The sequence below is a fragment of the Salsuginibacillus halophilus genome (assembly GCF_003014715.1).
GTDB classification, from domain to species: Bacteria; Bacillota; Bacilli; order Bacillales; family Marinococcaceae; genus Salsuginibacillus; species Salsuginibacillus halophilus.
Genome location: NZ_PYAV01000003.1, coordinates 241,730 through 259,889, shown reverse-complemented (window position 1 = coordinate 259,889; position 18,160 = coordinate 241,730). Strand labels below are relative to the sequence as shown.

Here is an 18,160-nt window from a genome sequence, read left to right as displayed (position 1 = left end):
TTGGGGCTGGCAAGTCTTTTTTTTATGTTTTTCTGCTCTGCAGCGTTATGTACTTTTTCGTTTCATAACTTTGCACTTCTATTTTGCAATATACATCTTATCCTCAATGATATACTCTATTCTCCATTTGTTCATGTAAAAGGACATTGACCCATTAATTACATTGGTATAATATTACTTTTATAGTGTATATTTCAAAAATTAATATAAAGGGGTGAACTAATAACGCCACCTCAGGTTATCATCAGTAGTCTTGGAATATATGCTATTATCCACTTCAAAGACTTACATTCATGAAAGATAAATTTTTTAAAAAGGGGCGATGATCAAATGGCATTAAAAAAGAAAGTATTAATTGGGTTGACATCCGTTAGTCTTATGATTCCGTCTATGGCTTTGGCAGTTGAAGAAGAACAAGATGAAGCAATGGGCGGCTGGGTTGAAGGCGAAGGATATTGGACAAACAACGATTCCGATATCGGAGCACTTTCAGAACCCGATAATCATGATGGATGGAGAGAAGCAGGTCCAAATGAAGATCAATATCGTTCAGTAGGTGTAACAACTTGGCACGGTCAATATCATTATACGCGTGCCTTAATGGAAGGACATATTTGGGGCACCGTGTATGCTGATAGTGGCAGGGTTTATGGTACTGGGTCGACTGAAGCTAGATCACCGTGGACCGAGAGGAACGCTTTTGCCCAAACATTTTGGGGAACTTCGTAAATACTAAATCAATAGCAATATGCTACTGAATATAACAAAGCTACCATCAATTGAAATGGTAGCTTTGTTCCTTGATTTGGAAAGGGGGGAAGGAGTAGTGAATAAAGTTACCATCACTAAATTACGAAAAAACGGTACGGTATGGCTTATCATGCTGTATTCACTGCTTAGTATAATGATGGTAACATTCAGTCTTTATCAAATAAATCAACAAGAAGTTAGCATCCTCAGCCGTGGGCTATATGAATCTAACCCTTCGACATTTACGGTAACTGATGATGAAGAACCCATTGACTGGCGGAAGCTTAATAAGGACGATGCATACTCTATTTTCGTAGAGATAGAAGAGTCATACAGAGGTTTTTATTATCAAGAAGATACATATTCACCCCCGATGGTATCTGGTCGTTATTTCGAGGAAGAAGATTTTTATAATGATAAACAACGGGCGGTGATCGGTCAATCCGTAAGTGAGGATGAATTAGAACAAATTAAACGAGATGGTTATGAAGTCATCGGTATTATGGGAGGCTCCTACTCTTCGCCCATTGATGAAATGATATTATTTAACATAGATGCAGTTGAAGAAGGAAATCCAATTCCTTCCGCGGTCTACGTACTGAATATAAACAACGGGCAACTTTCTCCAGATCATTTGAATTTCAATAACACTCACATTTCTGTTGATTCTATAAATCGGGGAGACATTGGAGCAGAGAGATTTTTGGGGACAGAAAATTATCAAGTTATCACTGGGCTTTTTTTTATACTACTTTTGTTCTGTTTAAGCTTCTTTTTTATCCAATATTGGGTAGCTCAAAGAAAGATCGAGATTCGTATCTTGTGGCAATTAGGTATAAATCCTAATAAACCTTACAAAGATTACGTGGTTTCATTATTTTGCATCACGTCTTTCCCTTATTACTTAATGGGATTGATAAGTTTTTTTTGGGTATTACAGTTTTCTTCAAATCCACAACATACAAGCATGCACACACAAAACCTGTTAATTGGATATGGATTAATTCTTTTCTCTGCTGGTCTGTCAATTTTGTTATCTTATAGAAAATCAAGGAAATATATAATGAAGTGAGGGGGATGGATAGGCCTTGATTTATAAAGAAGTAAAAGAAAGTATTGCACGGAGAAAATTGTTTACGCTTTTTATCATGATTGGTGTAATGATATTTCTAACGACTGTTACAATCTTAATACAAAGTTATATAAATATTATGCAAAAAGAAGCCTTAATAGATTCTTTTGAGGGTTTAAACGTATATCAAATATCGGATACATTACTTGAGGATGATGACTTTCAATCATACTTAAACGAGCCAAACTCGTTAGAACGAGTAAAAAGCTTATATGAGTATTTAGAAGATGATATCAATGAGAAATTTATATATAATTTTGAACAACCTATTGAAATGTCTACTGATATAGATGATATTGAAGAAGAATTTTTACAAGGTTATGAAGAGGGGAATCCTTTACCTCCTGCTGAAGATGAAGATGGTGATCTTTATTATTCATTAAAAGCTGTTCAGTTAAATGAACAAGCTTTTGAAATGTTTCCTGTTAACTTGAGTGAAGGAACATCTTTTACTGCTGAGGATTTCCATCATGCAAACAACCCAGGAGTAATTCCAATCCTCCTAGGAGCTGATTACGCTGACACATACCAAATTGGAGATACCTTACATGTCAATTACTTATTTGAGGAATTTCATCTTGAGGTTCAAGGATTTGTTGAATCAGATTCATTTGTTACCAGTCCTCAATTACCAGAAACCTATTTGGATCGATATATTATAATGCCAGCACAAGAGTTTGAAGATCCTTCAGACAATACAGAAGAAGAATTCCAACAAAGACATTATTTTCAAATGATTAACGGGGCCATTTATAGTTCAGAAGAAAGGAATGTTGTAGAAGAAGAAATTGAGTCAGCAAAAGCAGCAGCAGATTTCCCACACTTTGAATTGATGGGCTATTCAACGACTGTTCTTGGTGATTTTTTCGATGCCGTTGAAGAAAATATCTACTGGGTTTTATGTTTATCCATTGTTCTGTTGATAGCATGCAGTTTAAGTATCTCAACTTTGATGATAAAGAAAATCCATGATAATTACCGAAACATGATGATTCATCTAATATCTGGAGGAACTATGAAGTCACTTTTTCAGTATTTCTTGGCAGAAGTCTTCATTACCGTCGGTATTCCCGGGGCATTCATCACTTTTTTATTTATGACAGTCCTTCAAGATTTGCCGCCATTATACGTTTTAGTCATGGCAGCGTCTGTGGTGGGGATGATCTTATTAGCGGTCATTCCGATTTATATCCAATTTCGTCGTTTAACAATCTCTATGTTGTTGAAACGTGAGGAGTGATAATTGTGATTGAAGTTAAAGATTTAAAAAAATCTTACCCATTTGGAAAAAGCAAAATTGAAGTATTGAAGGGGGTTAACTTAGCAGTAGAAAAAGGAGATATGATTGCTATAATGGGACGGAGTGGCTCCGGGAAATCCACGCTGCTTAATATCCTTGCTGGATTGGACCAACCAGATAGTGGAATCTATTTATACGAGGAATCTCGAATTACTGATAAGAGAATGGATGAGTTAGCCAACTTCCGTAAAAAGAATATTGGATTTATCCTCCAGAATTACCCTCTGATTGATAGTAAAAATGTTGCTGAGAATGTAGGGTTACCCTTGCGATATAGTAAGAAATCAAACAAACAAAGAGAAACAGAAGTTACCCAAGTACTAGATACATTGGGGATTAACTATTTAAAACATCGTTGGGTAGATATGTTATCAGGAGGAGAAGCACAGCGAGTGGCAATTGCACGGGCATTAGTTCAACATCCTGACCTAATATTGGCTGATGAACCTACGGGATCCTTGGATGAGGAAACGGAAAAAGATATATTAGATTTATGTAAAAGATTGAATCATCAAGGTAAAACGATCATTCTTGTCACTCATGATCAGCACGTAGCAGCCGTATGTCATAAAGTATATTATATACAAGGTGGCACTGTCGTTGACAAATAAGTAAGTATATAAATAAGCTAAGGAAGGATAGATCGATGTATCATCCTTCCATAGCAGTTTCATAGGTAATATATTCCATCCTATGTCCTAATTTTACACGTATCTCGGAGTACCCCCTTTAACAAGTATCAGTATATTTTAGGTGAAAACTGGAGAGTGATTTAACCAGTTTTCACCTCTTATTTTACTTGCGCTGCTTGAGAAGTGCGCGCCCCTGATCCGTTAATTGAATACCTCGACGGCCACTTCCTTTGATCACAAGGTTTGCATCAGCAAGTTGATCAATCAATGTTCGAATATGATGTTCAGTATAATTCATGCCTGCTTCTTGAATCTGCCGTTCCAATCTTTTCCGCCCGGGATTAATGCCTCGCTGTTCAAAAAACATCAATTGCTGAATTAAAGTGCACTCATCTTCACGTAAGGACCCTTCAGCAAATGTTTTTAAAGCTTCATCATGCTCAACCGCTGTATTTTGCTGTAGTCGTTCAGGGAGATCTTGCATCGTTATCGTATTTCCTTCGGCAACAGTGGCCATATAGGAAACGATATTTTTTAATTCACGAACATTGCCGGGCCAGCTTAACCCTTGCAAATACAGCACGACCTCATGTGGAATCAAAGTTGTTGAGCTCTTTAACTCATCTAAAAAATGATAAAGTAATGATTCGATATCTTCAGGTCGGTTGCGAAGCGGCGGAACACTTAATTGCAATACGTTCATACGGTGGTACAAATCACTCCGGAAACGACCTTGGTAGACTTCTTCTGCTAAATCTTTATTTGTCGCACTGATCACACGCACGTTGACTGGGAGAACATTTTCCCCGCCGATTCTGAGTACTTCTTTTTCTTGAAGTACTCTAAGCAATCGAGCTTGTACAGTCGGGGAGATATCACCAATTTCATCAAGGAAAATTGTTCCACCTTGGGCTTGTTCAAATAAGCCTTTTTTTCCGCCTTTGCGTGCACCTGTAAACGCTCCGTCTACATAGCCGAACAGTTCACTTTCAAGCAGGTGTTCAGGAAGAGAGCTGACATTTACGGCAAGGTAAGGCCCATGTGCACGAGGGGAAGCTTGATGAATCGCGCTTGCAAATAATTCTTTGCCTGTACCTGTTTCACCTGTTATTAAAATGCTGTGATCTACGAGTGAAAGCTTTTTAGCAAGCGCTTTTGCCTGATTGAGCACCGGACTGTGACCTAAAATATCATCAAAACTATACTTGGCATATTGCCCCTTTTGGATAACTTCAAAAGAGGGGGAAGCGCCGCCGTTTGTATTTGCCGCATCAAATGTTGCGATCACAATTCCGTCCACAGATCGTTCCATCCGGTGTACAAGCATTTGATTTCCATATACATCAAACACCTCACTTGTGTCATGCGCTCCATTTAATAAAAAAGATTGAAGGTCTGAGAAGGGCAGAAGCTGTTTAAGCTTTAAATGTGTTGCAGAACGTACCGGAATATGAAGAAGACGCGCGAGGCGTTCGTTACAAACGGTAACACGCTCAGATGTATCAAAGGCTAAAATACCGTCATTCACTCCATTTAAGACGTGATAAAGGTGGGTGCTTAACTGCTCTGCAGACGTTTGTGCCTGCAGTACACGGCGCTGGAGCTGAACCATCTGCTTGAGGTAGCTTTCAGAGATGTGTTGTAATGGTTGAGCTTGAAAAAAGATGGAAGACAACTCATAGATCGTTGAGAAATCCAACAGCCTTGCACCAATATTGATTTGATACGGGATTTCTTCAGGAATTAATGCTGGTTCACCGCAAGTGACAGCGTATGTTAAAGGTGCTTTAGGCAGCGATTGGTTTGGAGCATATGGGATCCAATGAATATGATCAATGCCAAGAGCTCTTAACGAGGCTATGCTTTCATCTATAGTTTCTTGGGTATCATTGACGTATAAAACTGGAGTGTCTGGTGGAAGTTTTAAAAGTTCATCAAGATAATGAAAATTCATCATCCTGCCGGCAATAATCGGTACGCTGTCCGGTACAACTGTTGCCGCAACTTCTTCATATACAAGTGCCGAGGAGTACAAAGCATAAGCAGTTTCGATATGCGTTGGTAATCCTTCTTCGACTGCATAGGCTTCAACCTTGAGTGAGCCATCAAAGACATCTTTTAATTGTTGAGCGACGGCTTTCTTTGTTTCTTTTGTACCTGTAAAACACACAAGTGAGTCTTTATGATCGTTCATGGGATACCCCTTTAAATCGTTGTATTATATTTTCAGCATACCGAAAACACAGCCCTGCGCCAAGTAGGGGGTTGTCCGAGATACGTGTAACATCTACATCGAATTTGTAAAAATATTCCATATGAGGTTATTGGATTATAACTGACAAAAGTATAAAGCAACCTTAACTGAAGAGTATGGAATCGCAACGATGACGAATTGTAATATTAAGCGCAACACCTTAAATTTTCGTGGAATATAAAAAAACATGGCAGCTTCGTGTAAAATGTAGATCACCACATCAAACATATACACGGAGGTACTGCCATGAATTATCAACATCTTACCACATTTGAAAGAGCAAGAATAGAAGTCCTTTATTAGCTTAGCATTATTGGCTTGTTCTTATTGGAAGGAACGATATTTACAAATATGAAGCTTCTTTATCGAGACATTTAAAAGTACCATCGGTTATTAACGACGTATATAGTGATTTTTGTATGACCCTGTTATTGCTTCCCACCACATCAGACTTCGTGTTCCTCACCGCGTCATGACCCTTTCTCTTCAGACGAAATCCATACCAATGCCAATGGTCAAAATGGGCTAACAGCTACAACGAAACCACCTTCACCGTTCGGGACTTGAACTCTAGGGTGTGTGCGCCTGCGAGTCCTACTCAAAAATCCGCTGTGATGAATCACCATCACAACGGATTTTTGAATGTTTTACAAAGGCTTTTGAGGCAGGCCTCATTCTTTTTAACGGAGTTTTGTCCCAGCCTCTTTTACATCGTTGGTCTGTTAGTCTTTGTACGATCTAGATTGAATATTTGACGGATCCAGTCCGTTTCCTAACGAGCCATACGTTTCAGCTTTTCTTGGATCTACAAGTTCATTATCGTCAAAATAAACACGAGGTGTTTGCCAAAGCGCTTTTAAAGCTTTAGCCATTGGCATCTCATGGTAACGTTCGGGCCACATTGATTTGATGTGCTCTTTGACGAGTGGATAGTACTTTGAACTCATTCCCGGAAACAAGTGGTGTTCCGTATGATAAGAAAAGTTAAAGTGGATCACGTTCACCCATTTCGGTACAGTAACCGAAAGACTGTTTGCAAGCGGATCATTTACTGGCACTAATGGGTTTAAACGGTGATTCGTTGATATATAAGCCATTACAATGAAATTCCCAATCAAAAGAGGAATTAAAAACGCAAACAACCAGTTTTGAAAACCGATGATAAACAATAAACCGATCCAAGTAATCCATGGAGCCAGCGTTTGAAATAACACTGCAGGCTGCTTTCGTGGTTTAAATTCTTTAATGTAGACCGTAAACATTTTTAACGAATGAGCCGTAAACTGAATCGCTAACGATGCAAAGCTAAACGTTGCACGAATACGTAAGGGCAATCGGTAAACGAGACGAAACCCTTTCATTTTTGAAATTTTTTCTAGTGTTGGCCAAGCGTCAGGATCGTCATCACCATGCTGAGTATGAACGTGATGGGTAATGTTGTGCCATTTCCGCCAAAGTTTTGGTCCCGTACTTAGCGGCCAAAATGCAATCGCACCTAAAATATCTCGCAGCCACGGTTTTCTAACCACCGTCCCGTGCAATATCTCGTGACCTAAAAATCCCATTCCAGCGAAACTAGCACCAATAATAAAGGACAGTGCTAAATTTAAGAGGAGATGGAGGTCAAAAAGACCGATTAACAAAAATGATCCAATTACAATAGTTAAATAAGCTAAACCACCGAACAGTCGAGCTGGAACGGGTTTAAATACGTCTTGGGGTAAATGCTTTTTTATGGAGGCTGCGTACCACCCGAAATGATGGAGTTCACTCATGTGAACACTCCCTTCTATTTGGAAACGTCTTCACGTTCTTCAATCACTTTAACACTGTAAAGTTTTCTATAAACTAATCATATCAATCTTTGATTCAGCAGGTCAATCAAAAATTATAACCAGGTACTAATAATTACCGTCAATATATAATATGATGCGGGAGATAACAAAAGACATGCAAAATGTAAAAGCGAGAGAGAACCTTATGAATCCATCTCGCTCATCATTTTTTTACGGTGGTCTAAACCTGGATTTGTATATAAACTAGTTGTTTGTACGGAAGAATGACCGAGTTGTTGCATAATATCTACGGGAGAAAATCACGGTTTCAGCCAGGAGCAGATAAGGTGCAAAATCAAGCACATATGCCATGGTGCTTTGACCTCCCTCTTGCAAGGAAGATGGAGGTGTCGCAGCCTCTTGCCCCGCACCAGAGGAGGCGGATTGCTCCAGCACTGGAAAAGAAGGTATCTCAACGTGCTGCTCACTTCTGGTTGTCCCCTGCCTGTTCAGAAAGGACACTATCAAAAAGTAAGGAATACATTAAAAGGTGCGAATAATAGTGCCATGTTGCTGTGAAATATTTTTTGGTTAGCTTATTGGCTAGTTTCAAAAGTAGATATAAAACCCCGGCTACAGCTGACATGATCAACAATTGTGAATAGATATCAGTCAACATGGTTCCACCTACTCTTTCAGCCTTTTCATTAGGCTTTCAATATCGTCTTTGGTTAGATCGCCATTGTTACACAAGGTATGAAGCAAGCCGGAAACAGAACCTTTATGAACATCATCAATGAATTGCTGGGTTTCAGCGTTACGGTATTGCTGTTTTGTGATGTAAGGCTCATAATGATTGGCTCTTCCGATTCGTGTGGTCTGCACGATTCTTTTTTCTGTTAAACGTGCTAAAAATGTTCTGGCTTTTGAATGTATAACAAGGTGCTGAAGCAAGCCTTTCTAGTAAATAAAGCCTGCCCTCATAATATACATTCATTCAAAAAGGTGTCACAATATAAGAAAGTTTCATGTTCTTGCTGATGACATAGCAACCATCAAGATTAGCTTAAAAAAATTGGCTATCTATTTAGCCAAGGAGAAGGAATCACCAATGTATAACGTCTTCATGCGATATAGTTTTACCATTTGTATTATCAGCTACGCCCTCTTACATATTGTATCTCTTATTATAAGTGCAGACTGGGTGTTTCACCTCATGTCAGCGGCAGGTATCACAGCATTAGTGCTTGCGCTCATTCACCTCGGCCCTGCGAAAGGACCAGTGCCTTATTTATTAACATTTGGCTCACTCATTGTAGGACTGGCCGCGCTCGGAACGGAACTGTGGCCTATGCTTTGGATAGGCATCCGCGAAATGAGCAGTGTCATATTACTGCTCTTAGTCGTGCCGGCGATCGGCTGGGTGCTGCGCGAAGAACATTATATTGAAGCCCTCGTCGGTTCCGCCAAGCAATTATTTAAAACGAGCAAGCGGTTTTATACAGGCTTAATGTTTATCACGCAGCTTGTGGCATATTTCCTGTTATTCGGCGCCATCCCGATGCTGTTTCAATTTGTACAAGTCTTACTCGGCGACAAAAAAGGCGAAGATTGGGAGTACTTCAAAGGAACGGCTCTGCTACGCGGATTCGGCGTTAGTACGATCTGGGTCATCAGCATTCCAAGCGTCGTCTTTATTATTGAAAGCACCGGCGCCTCCCTCGGTTTCACCTTAATCCAAGGCTTTTTTATCGCCCTGTTAGGCGTAGGGCTATCCTTAGTATTTCTCATCATACATGAAAAGCGCAGCGGAATTGACTATACAGCCGGCATCTTAGAAGAGCTGGACAACAAGCTGGCAGCAACCGACTCCTCGCGCCACCAATCCCTGGCCCGAGAATTTATCACCCTATTTGTCACCCTGTTCGGCCCGATACTCGTTATCAACAGCTTCGTAGACTGGGGCTTGCTGCTTACCATCTCTATGTGCGTACCTGTCTGGTCGATCAGTTATTATGTATTGAAAAAGAAAAGCCGTCCGTTCTTCAGCCAGACCCGAACGTATCTCCAATCCGGCTTGATACAAAAATCCCAGGAGCTGGGCATCATGCTTTCTGCGGGCATGCTTATTACCATCGTACATGAATCAGGCGGCGGAGCCTGGGCAATTAACATGATTGTCACGATGTCAGAAACGACCTTTCTCCATATTCTTTGGATTCTGCCATTTCTCGTCATTTTCTTAGGCTTTGTAGGACTCGGTCCGCTAACCGTGATGGTGCTCGTCGGAGGTATCCTTGAAGGTGCAGGCCTGCCTTATCCACCAGAATTAGTCGTTCTCAGCTTGACATTGGGTAGTGCGATTACGGTCTTTTTATCTCCGCTAATTTTACCTTTAATTGTTCTGAGTCAGTCGAATGGACTCAGCATGTGGAAGAACGGGCTGCGTTTTAATCTCGGCTATTCGATCGCGTTTTACGTCCTCGTCCAGATTTATTTAATGATCATGCTTGCGATTTGGTAGGTAGCGATTATCTAAGTTTACGGTATAAAGACTATTTCTTTAATCCACGAGGAATTTAGTTAAGTAAGGGTTCTCCATGGTAAGGCAAGTATAGAAAGGGAATGATACTATTTTAAACAAAGAGAAACAATTGAAAAAGTGGGGAAAAACAAGAGAACTAGGGCTATGGGGATACGTCTTTTTATATGGGATTTTAATGTATGCAAGTGGTTTTCTCCTTACTAGTTATGTATTCTACACTTATCAAGGATATTTTTTTGTTTTTTATGAACACCTATTGCCTTCAATTATATTCGGCTCACTAATGGGAATTTGCATCTGGTTTCTAAGTGAAAGACAATACAAAAAATATGTGGAAAATAATCGGTGGTAAAGGAATCATCGCTACAAACGATCCGGAGCAACAAGAAAAGATCATGAAGTACAATGAATTGGTATCCAATGCCTTGATCTTTCACAATGTTGTAGATCTTACGAATGTACTACGTTCCTTGTCGAAGGAGGGTTATGAGGTACACGATGATGACATCAGCCATCTAAGCCCTTACTTAGTGAGTCACATCAAAAGGTTCGGGGAATACACCATTAATTTAGAAACGGAACCTCAACCAGTGGATGGTAGACTGATTCTGTAAGACGATCATCTAATATGGTGAATAATAACATATTTGGTGTAGATGTTACACGTATCTCGGACTACCCCCAAGTAGATTGGTTTATTTGAAAACGTTTCAGGGAAGATTAGGTAGGAGTAGATTCAAAAAAGGAGGCATTACATTGTCTTTTCAAAACCCTGCTGATGAACAAGTGCGCACAATGTTAAAAAATGCGAAACGGATCGCGGTTGTTGGTCTCTCAGGAAACCCAGACCGTACTTCTTATGAAGTGAGTCATATTATGCAAAAACACGGCTATGAAATCATTCCGGTGAATCCAACCGTAGATGAAGTTCTTGGTGAAAAGGCTGTAAGCAGCTTAAAAGATATTGAAGGTAAGGTGGATATCGTTAACGTTTTCCGCCGCAGTGAACACTTACCGGAAGTTGCAGAAGAGGCGGCTCAAATTGATGCGGATGTATTCTGGGCCCAGCTTGGTTTATCGCACGAGGACGCTGCACAAACTGCAGTAGAAGCAGGTATGACGGTTGTGATGGACCGCTGCATTAAAGTAGAGCACGGTAAGCTTCTACAATCAAAATAACGAAGAAAAAAGCAGCCGGCCGGCTGCTTTTTTTACAATCCTGCTTCGTATTTTAAACGCTTAGATAGCTCACGGAACTGTTCTTCGTCAAATCCAGGTGCGAATTCTTCCGGGATGTGTTCATAATCCGGAATTTCTGCGCCATCAGGCACGCCTTCTACAACTTCAAGTTCACCTGGAGGTCCAACAGGGGTAGGGCCTTTCCAAATACGGTCAAGCAGCCCGTAATCATGGTCGCTGAAACGATAAAGCTTTAAGTGCGAGCCTTCTTCTTCATATTTACGTGCATAATCAAATTTGGAGTTGTCAAGGTCAGGGACAGGAAGCATTTTCGTCATATCTACACCTGTGATCTCCTCCAATGCTTTTGCATAAGCGACAGCATGCACCCCGCCGCGAACGAGCAGGTATCCGGTCAATTCGCGGGCGGTTTCGTTGTCGGTCATTTCATACACCCGCATTTTATGCGTTCTTGCGCCGCACTCTAAATAAAAGTTATGCAGCAAATCATCAACTAAATTACCGCTGGAGAAGACGTAATCCCCTGACCAGGGCCGGCCGTCAGCACCGGTGGGTACAGCGTTTTGCCCGCCGAGAATAAAATTAAATTTGTTTCCGAAGCCGAGTGCTTCACGCAGCGGTGTTTCATCAGGATTCTTGCTTTTGTTTCCGATATGGCCGTCGAGACATTGGTTAATCGTGTTGGCTACGAGTTCAACATGGCCGATTTCTTCAGCTGATATGCTTGCGATCAGCTCGTAAAACGGACGGAGTTTCTTTTTCGCCCGGAAATTAAAAGACTGATACAAATAATTGTTCATCGTGGACATCTCACCAAAACGTCCGCCGAGTAGTTCCTGTACCGCTTGGGCTGACGCTGGGTCAGGCTGGCTTGGTTTTGGCAGTTTCACTTGCAAACGATCTATACGTTTAAACAATTCATCTCCTCCTACAAATTAACTCTTAGCGAGTGGTTCAGCTGTCGTGCGGCGCCGTTCAACCCAGCGGGCTAAGAGAATGCCGAATTCATACAGTAGAAAAAATGGACCGAGCACTAACAAATCGGACAACAAATCCGGCGGTGTAATAAACGCCGACAAACAAAACAACGTAAAGTACGCATATTTACGCGAAGCAGAAAGACGCTCAGCCGTTACAAGGCCCATTGCGGCGAACCCCATCAAGACAAGTGGAAGTTGAAACAACACACCGAGCGGGAGGGTGGACATGAGTAGAAATGATACATAATCTTCAGCCGTGATCATCATTGAAAAATGGAGTGAACCAAGACCTAATAAAAAGTCATAAACAACTGGAAACACGATAAAATACCCAAACGAAATGCCGGTTAAAAATGAAAAAAGGGACGCAGGAACAACACTTGCCATCCAGCGGGCTTCTGTGTCATGCAGTGCCGGCTTAATAAACCGCCAGGCTTCAAACAAAAACCACGGCAGCGCCAACCCTAGTGATAACACCCCGGAGACAGTCATATACAACCGGATGACATCCATCGGACCGAGCATGACAAGTTCGTGATCCCCTAAGATAAGATCCATGCCCAGCCTTAACGTGATCACCATACCGATAAACAAAAGCAGTAAGATGACAAACGAACGAAGCATTGCCCGCCTCAATTCCAGCAAATGCTGAAGTGCCGGACGCCGACCGGCCTCCGGCACATCAAATGTCCGCTGTGTCATGAGCGGTCTTCTCCGGTGTTTTCAGCCGGGTGTTCTGTCTCCTGTTCTTCATCCATTAACTGTTTTGTTGAGCGTTTAAACTCGGCAAGGGTTTGGCCAAATGCACTTCCGATTTCAGGAAGCTTTTTCGGTCCGAATAAGAGGAGGGCAAGCGCTAAAATTAAGATTAACGTAGGTACACCAATGTTTGTAAGCATCATTTAACCTCCTTAAAATCAAGCAAGAGCACCTGGGTTTTCAAAGTATTTTTTAATGCCGTCAGCTGCACGGTACGCAATTGCGCCAACGGTTGGTGTCGGGTTATAACCGCTGTTATGTGCAAATGCCGAGGCACCTGCCACAAACAAGTTCTCACAATCCCACATTTGCAAGTAGTTATTAACCGCTGACGTTTCCGGATCGCCGCCCATAATGACACCACCTGTATTGTGAGTCGTTTGGTACGGCACGATATCGTAATCGCCGATATCCTCATTCGCTTCAATTTTGTCCGGGTTCATTGCTTCAAGCACTTCAGCGCACCGCTTCGTTTGATGGGCGGCGAGCTTACGGTCTTGTTCTGTAAAGTTATAAGTCATGCGCAAGAGAGGGTCACCAAGGGCGTCTTTATACGTCGGATCAAGGTCAAGGTAATTATATCTGTATGGCATGCTTGCCCCTTGACTTGCTACGGTGAGTGTCCGGTAAAAATAATGCAGGGAAGCTTCTTTAAATTCTTTCCCCCATGATTTCACGTCTGAAGGCACTGGATTTGTATTAATCGGCCGTATCCCGGTCTGGGTGATCTGAACAATCCCGCCGTGGATGAAGTCTTCATCGGAATGATCGAAGTTATCACCATTAAAGTCATCCAAAGCAGCGCCTAACGCACCGGCACCGGCGTACAAATTAAACCGTTCTTCTTCAAAAAATCCTTGGGCGCTAGCCATCACTTGATAGCAGTAGTTTTTACCGATGACACCTTCATTTGTTTCCGGGTTATATGGCCGGCCGATCTCCGACTGCAGCAGCAGGCGGGTGTTGTTCATGACATATGTCGTTAAAACCACAACATCTGCCGGCTGGTAAAATTCTTCACCAGTACGTGTATCTATAAAATAAACCCCATCCGTTTTCTCACCGTCATATGATACACGTCGAACATTGGCGTGCGTGCGCAGCTCAAAATTACCGGTTTCTTTTGCCGTTGGGATAACAGTAATCACCGGATCAGACTTTGCTTGATAATCACACCCGAACCGCTCGCAAAAAGAACAGTACTGACATGCCTGGATCGTTTGACCATCAGGGTTCTCATACACTTCACTTAAGTTGGCGCTTGCGACTTGGTATGGGTGATACCCAAGCTCTTCAGCTGCATTTTTAAATTTCCGCAACGCCCGCGTTTCTTTCATCGGTGGTGTCGGGAATGGTTCGGAGCGTGGTGCCGTAAGGTCATTGTCTTCACCGGAAGTGCCGATCGTTTCATCAAACTTTTGAAAATACGGTTCGATTTCATCATAACTAATTCCCCAGTCCTGTAGTGTCATGTCAGCTGGGATTTTGTCGCTCCCATAACGTTCTTCTGTTTTCGAGCGGATTTCAAAGTCGTACGGAAGAAAGCGCGGACACTGCCCATTCCAGTGAATACCGGCTCCGCCGACATCCGTTCCAAGCAAAAAAGATCCGAGCTGACGCATAGGTAGTGCCCGCATATCTTGGTCATTTCGAAATGTAATGGTTTCTTTACTTAAATCCTGCATCAAATCGTAACGAAGGGCGTAACGAAGTTCATCTTTTTGCATTTTAAAATCATCAACAGTCTTTTCCTGGCCCCTTTCAAGACCGATTACTTCAATGCCGGCTTTTGTAAGCTCTGCTGCGATAATGCCGCCGGCCCAACCGACACCGACAACAACAGCCTGCTTTCTCGGAAGTTCTGTTGCCATGACTCATCCTCCTTCCAGGTTACGTATGGTGATCGTGCAAACTAATCGGATCCATTTCAACAAACTCATCTTCTTCAATCATTTGAATGTAAGCCATTTGCGCGCCAGGGTAGTCTTTTAAGCGCCATCCGCCCATGTTTCGGTTACCACCATACACAGGATCAGCATAAACCCCTTCAAGGGTAGCTTGGCGGAGCATACCGAAAAAGGTTGTTGCGTTGATGCCTTCCATTTCAATGTCACCTGCTTCAAAGGCTTCAAGAATTTCATCCTGGGTATCTTCTTCAGCATCAAAGTAAGCATCATCTGTACGGCTCTCACTTTCCTGCTGAATTTTACGAACCCCTTGCAAGAAAGCTTCTTGACGCAGCAGTCCGCTTTGATAACCTTGCGTCTCCGCTCCTTCGAAAAAAGGTCCCTGCATGTACTCTCGGGCGTTACGCCCGTAACCACCGGCAAGTTGTTTGTCGATGTAGTAAGGAACACCTAACGCGATTGCACCCGGCCCAAGATCATCTTCAGGGAAAATGCGTTCAACTGCTGCTGAAAGGACCCGGAAATCTTCTTCGCGCTTGAAAAACATGCGCGCTTCTGTATAATCGGGAGTTTCTGCACCGCCATTACCGCTGTCGGAAGTATCTTCTTCTGGTGAAGCTCCTTGTTGTGGTGCAGGGAAAAGTTCACGACCGAGCACACCTCCGAGAACGGTACCGCCAACGGCACCTCCGACGACTAAGCCGCTGTTTTTTAAAAACTCGCGCCGGGTGACGCCACCCGTTTCCTGTTCATCTGCCATCGATAACCCTCCTTTACTTCTCTTTCGGTAAAGTGAAAGAATCATTGCTTTCGGTTTTACGATGCCCAGATAAATGGAAATATACTCAAAAGAACGTCAACCTTTTGAAAAATTATAGAAACGTACGTTCTGCATATGGTATTGTATAATATAGACTGTGTCATAGATGGTTGCGAGGAAAGGGGACACAAACGACGATGAGTTCGAATGTTGAATATAATGATGATGCGATACAAGTACTTGAAGGGTTAGAAGCTGTGAGAAAACGCCCCGGTATGTATATCGGAAGTACAGACGGCCGCGGGCTGCATCACCTCGTGTTTGAGATTGTCGATAATGCTGTAGATGAAGCGCTCGGCGGTTTCGGAAATGACATTACAGTGAAGCTGAACGCTGACGACAGCGTAAGTGTAATCGACCAGGGGCGGGGGATGCCTGTAGGTACACACCAAACGGGACGACCGACGCCGGAAGTGATTATGACGGTACTGCATGCCGGTGGTAAATTCGGTCAGGGCGGATACGGCGCAACCGGCGGGCTGCACGGCGTTGGTGCCTCAGTTGTTAATGCGCTCTCAGCTTGGCTTGAACTTGAGATTTATCGGGACGGTCAAATTTATAAACAGACGTTCACTTCTGGTGGTCAGCCGCAAACGACCCTTGAACCTGCAGGCAGCACGAAAAAGACAGGAACGAAAATTACGTTTCTCCCGGACCCAGCTATATTTTCCGTTACAACATTCAGCTACGAGCAGTTAGCTGAACGCCTGCAGGAAGCTGCATTTCTTCTGAATGGCGTTGCGATTCATCTCGTAGATGAGCGTCCAGGAAAAAAGCGGAAAGAAACGTTTCAATACGAAGACGGGATCCAAGCATTTGTCAGCTACTTAAACGAAGATAAAGAGACGCTTCATTCTGTCGTTTTCTTTAAAGGAGAACAGAACGAAATTGATTTAGAGCTTGCATTTCAGTTTAACGACGGCTATACAGAAAATGTGCTTTCGTTTGTGAATAACGTACGGACAAAGGATGGCGGAACCCACGAATCCGGAACGAAAACGGCATTTACACGGGTGATTAATGAGTACGCCCGCAAACAGCAGCTCTTAAAGGAAAAAGATAAAAACTTAGACGGCTCCGACATCCGTGAAGGATTTACAGCTGTGATCTCAATTCGCGTACCGGAGCAGAAACTACAGTTTGAAGGACAGACGAAAGGTAAACTAGGTACACCTGAAGCACGTTCGGCGATGGATGCTTTTGTGGCTGAAAAGCTGACTTACTTTTTTGAAGAAAATCCACAAACGAGTGCCATGCTCATTAAAAAGGCGATTAAAGCCCAGCAGGCTAGAGAAGCAGCTCGTAAAGCCCGTGAAGAAGCACGTACCGGGAAGAAAGCAAAGAAAAAAGATGCGCTTTTAAGCGGTAAATTGACACCGGCCCAGTCGAAAAAGCCGGACGCCAATGAACTGTATCTTGTGGAAGGGGACTCTGCCGGCGGTTCAGCCAAACAGGGGCGCGACCGTAAGTTTCAAGCTGTCCTTCCGCTGCGCGGTAAAGTCATCAATACAGAAAAAGCGAAGCTTGAAGATATTATGAAAAACGAAGAAATCCGCACGATTATTTATGCGCTTGGCGCCGGGGTCGGGGCAGACTTTAATTTAGAAGACAGCAACTACAACAAAGTTGTGATTATGACCGATGCCGATACAGATGGTGCGCACATTCAAGTATTGCTGCTAACCTTTTTCTACCGCTACATGCTCCCGCTTGTGGAAGCCGGCAAAGTGTTTATCGCACTGCCGCCACTTTATAAAGTAAGTAAAGGAAGTGGAGCGAAAGAAAAAACGGTTTATGCCTGGAACGAAGAAGAGTTAAGTGAAGCGATTCAAAAGGTTGGTAAAGGCTACAGCATTCAGCGCTACAAAGGACTTGGTGAGATGGATGCCGACCAGCTTTGGGAAACGACAATGAGCCCGGAAACAAGAACGCTCGTCCGTGTCACCATTGATGACCTTGCCCGGGCAGACAAGCGGGTGACCACCTTAATGGGGGATAAAGTTGAGCCGCGCCGGCGCTGGATTGAATCAAACGTTGCTTTCGGATTAGAAGAAGAGGGCAACCTGCTTGAAAACGATAACCTGCACGTGACAGAGGAGGAATAAA

The 18,160-nt window shown here is 42.7% G+C and carries 16 protein-coding genes; 8 read left to right on the top strand and 8 right to left on the bottom strand.

Features of this window, described 5'->3' with window-relative positions:
* Nucleotides 1-330: 330 nt before the first annotated feature.
* The 4 genes from B0H94_RS04045 (at nucleotide 331) to B0H94_RS04030 (ending at nucleotide 3,793) form a co-directional block, all read left to right on the top strand.
* Complete coding sequence (locus B0H94_RS04045) at nucleotides 331-729, top strand: hypothetical protein (RefSeq protein ID WP_106587959.1); 399 nt, start codon at nucleotides 331-333, stop codon at nucleotides 727-729.
* A 97-nt stretch (nucleotides 730-826) separates the two neighbouring features.
* Complete coding sequence (locus B0H94_RS04040) at nucleotides 827-1,822, top strand: FtsX-like permease family protein (RefSeq protein ID WP_181315245.1); 996 nt, start codon at nucleotides 827-829, stop codon at nucleotides 1,820-1,822.
* A gap of 16 nt (nucleotides 1,823-1,838) precedes the next feature.
* Nucleotides 1,839-3,122, top strand: coding sequence for an ABC transporter permease (locus B0H94_RS04035; RefSeq protein ID WP_106587957.1), 1,284 nt, complete (start codon nucleotides 1,839-1,841; stop codon nucleotides 3,120-3,122).
* A 5-nt stretch (nucleotides 3,123-3,127) separates the two neighbouring features.
* The gene (locus tag B0H94_RS04030) at nucleotides 3,128-3,793 is read left to right on the top strand and encodes an ABC transporter ATP-binding protein (RefSeq protein ID WP_106587956.1); all 666 of its coding nucleotides are present in this window, start codon (nucleotides 3,128-3,130) and stop codon (nucleotides 3,791-3,793) included.
* A 184-nt stretch (nucleotides 3,794-3,977) separates the two neighbouring features.
* On the opposite strand, the gene B0H94_RS04025 is transcribed toward B0H94_RS04030, so the two are convergent.
* The 3 genes from B0H94_RS04025 to B0H94_RS15495 form a co-directional block, all read right to left on the bottom strand.
* Nucleotides 3,978-6,008, bottom strand: coding sequence for a sigma-54 interaction domain-containing protein (locus tag B0H94_RS04025; RefSeq protein ID WP_106587955.1), 2,031 nt, complete (start codon nucleotides 6,006-6,008; stop codon nucleotides 3,978-3,980).
* A 782-nt stretch (nucleotides 6,009-6,790) separates the two neighbouring features.
* The gene (gene desB / locus B0H94_RS04020; RefSeq protein WP_106587954.1) at nucleotides 6,791-7,843 is read right to left on the bottom strand and encodes a Delta(10) desaturase DesB; all 1,053 of its coding nucleotides are present in this window, start codon (nucleotides 7,841-7,843) and stop codon (nucleotides 6,791-6,793) included.
* A gap of 687 nt (nucleotides 7,844-8,530) precedes the next feature.
* Nucleotides 8,531-8,797, bottom strand: a complete 267-nt coding sequence (locus B0H94_RS15495) for a BlaI/MecI/CopY family transcriptional regulator (protein WP_106587952.1) — start codon at nucleotides 8,795-8,797, stop codon at nucleotides 8,531-8,533.
* A 157-nt stretch (nucleotides 8,798-8,954) separates the two neighbouring features.
* Between B0H94_RS15495 and B0H94_RS04005 the strand changes: the two genes are divergently transcribed.
* The 3 genes from B0H94_RS04005 to B0H94_RS03995 all read left to right on the top strand — a co-directional run bounded on the left by B0H94_RS04005 (nucleotide 8,955) and on the right by B0H94_RS03995 (nucleotide 11,567).
* Nucleotides 8,955-10,367: a hypothetical protein gene (locus B0H94_RS04005; protein WP_146139906.1), complete on the top strand. Its 1,413-nt coding sequence runs from the start codon at nucleotides 8,955-8,957 to the stop codon at nucleotides 10,365-10,367.
* Between the two features lie 350 nt (nucleotides 10,368-10,717).
* Nucleotides 10,718-11,002, top strand: a complete 285-nt coding sequence (locus B0H94_RS15490) for a Tn3 family transposase (protein ID WP_427909926.1) — start codon at nucleotides 10,718-10,720, stop codon at nucleotides 11,000-11,002.
* 142 nt (nucleotides 11,003-11,144) lie between these two features.
* Nucleotides 11,145-11,567, top strand: a complete 423-nt coding sequence (locus B0H94_RS03995; RefSeq protein ID WP_245893894.1) for a CoA-binding protein — start codon at nucleotides 11,145-11,147, stop codon at nucleotides 11,565-11,567.
* A 32-nt stretch (nucleotides 11,568-11,599) separates the two neighbouring features.
* Here B0H94_RS03995 and B0H94_RS03990 read toward each other — a convergent pair whose 3' ends face one another.
* The 5 genes from B0H94_RS03990 to B0H94_RS03970 are packed head-to-tail and all read right to left on the bottom strand — an operon-like array spanning nucleotide 11,600 to nucleotide 15,994.
* The gene (locus tag B0H94_RS03990; protein WP_106587949.1) at nucleotides 11,600-12,505 is read right to left on the bottom strand and encodes a manganese catalase family protein; all 906 of its coding nucleotides are present in this window, start codon (nucleotides 12,503-12,505) and stop codon (nucleotides 11,600-11,602) included.
* An 18-nt stretch (nucleotides 12,506-12,523) separates the two neighbouring features.
* Entirely contained in the window at nucleotides 12,524-13,270 is a 747-nt protein-coding gene (gene tatC / locus B0H94_RS03985) for a twin-arginine translocase subunit TatC (protein ID WP_106587948.1), read from the bottom strand.
* Entirely contained in the window at nucleotides 13,267-13,467 is a 201-nt protein-coding gene (tatA, locus tag B0H94_RS03980) for a twin-arginine translocase TatA/TatE family subunit (RefSeq protein WP_106587947.1), read from the bottom strand. Before tatA ends, tatC begins: the two co-directional genes overlap by 4 nt.
* Nucleotides 13,468-13,485: 18 nt before the next feature.
* Complete coding sequence (locus tag B0H94_RS03975; RefSeq protein ID WP_106587946.1) at nucleotides 13,486-15,198, bottom strand: GMC family oxidoreductase; 1,713 nt, start codon at nucleotides 15,196-15,198, stop codon at nucleotides 13,486-13,488.
* A 19-nt stretch (nucleotides 15,199-15,217) separates the two neighbouring features.
* Nucleotides 15,218-15,994, bottom strand: a complete 777-nt coding sequence (locus tag B0H94_RS03970; protein ID WP_106587945.1) for a gluconate 2-dehydrogenase subunit 3 family protein — start codon at nucleotides 15,992-15,994, stop codon at nucleotides 15,218-15,220.
* Between the two features lie 197 nt (nucleotides 15,995-16,191).
* Between B0H94_RS03970 and parE the strand changes: the two genes are divergently transcribed.
* Nucleotides 16,192-18,159, top strand: a complete 1,968-nt coding sequence (gene parE / locus B0H94_RS03965; RefSeq protein ID WP_106587944.1) for a DNA topoisomerase IV subunit B — start codon at nucleotides 16,192-16,194, stop codon at nucleotides 18,157-18,159.
* Nucleotide 18,160: the final 1 nt, after the last annotated feature.

What these genes read in the sequence shown, in the direction of transcription:
- B0H94_RS04045 (WP_106587959.1), top strand. Translation starts at nt 331, where the DNA reads ATGGCATTAAAAAAGAAAGTATTAATTGGGTTGACATCCGTTAGTCTT.
- B0H94_RS04025 (WP_106587955.1), bottom strand. Translation starts at nt 6,008, where the DNA reads ATGAACGATCATAAAGACTCACTTGTGTGTTTTACAGGTACAAAAGAA.
- desB (WP_106587954.1), bottom strand. Translation starts at nt 7,843, where the DNA reads ATGAGTGAACTCCATCATTTCGGGTGGTACGCAGCCTCCATAAAAAAG.
- B0H94_RS04005 (WP_146139906.1), top strand. Translation starts at nt 8,955, where the DNA reads ATGTATAACGTCTTCATGCGATATAGTTTTACCATTTGTATTATCAGC.
- B0H94_RS15490 (WP_427909926.1), top strand. Translation starts at nt 10,718, where the DNA reads ATGTGGAAAATAATCGGTGGTAAAGGAATCATCGCTACAAACGATCCG.
- tatC (WP_106587948.1), bottom strand. Translation starts at nt 13,270, where the DNA reads ATGACACAGCGGACATTTGATGTGCCGGAGGCCGGTCGGCGTCCGGCA.
- tatA (WP_106587947.1), bottom strand. Translation starts at nt 13,467, where the DNA reads ATGCTTACAAACATTGGTGTACCTACGTTAATCTTAATTTTAGCGCTT.
- B0H94_RS03975 (WP_106587946.1), bottom strand. Translation starts at nt 15,198, where the DNA reads ATGGCAACAGAACTTCCGAGAAAGCAGGCTGTTGTTGTCGGTGTCGGT.
- B0H94_RS03970 (WP_106587945.1), bottom strand. Translation starts at nt 15,994, where the DNA reads ATGGCAGATGAACAGGAAACGGGTGGCGTCACCCGGCGCGAGTTTTTA.
- parE (WP_106587944.1), top strand. Translation starts at nt 16,192, where the DNA reads ATGAGTTCGAATGTTGAATATAATGATGATGCGATACAAGTACTTGAA.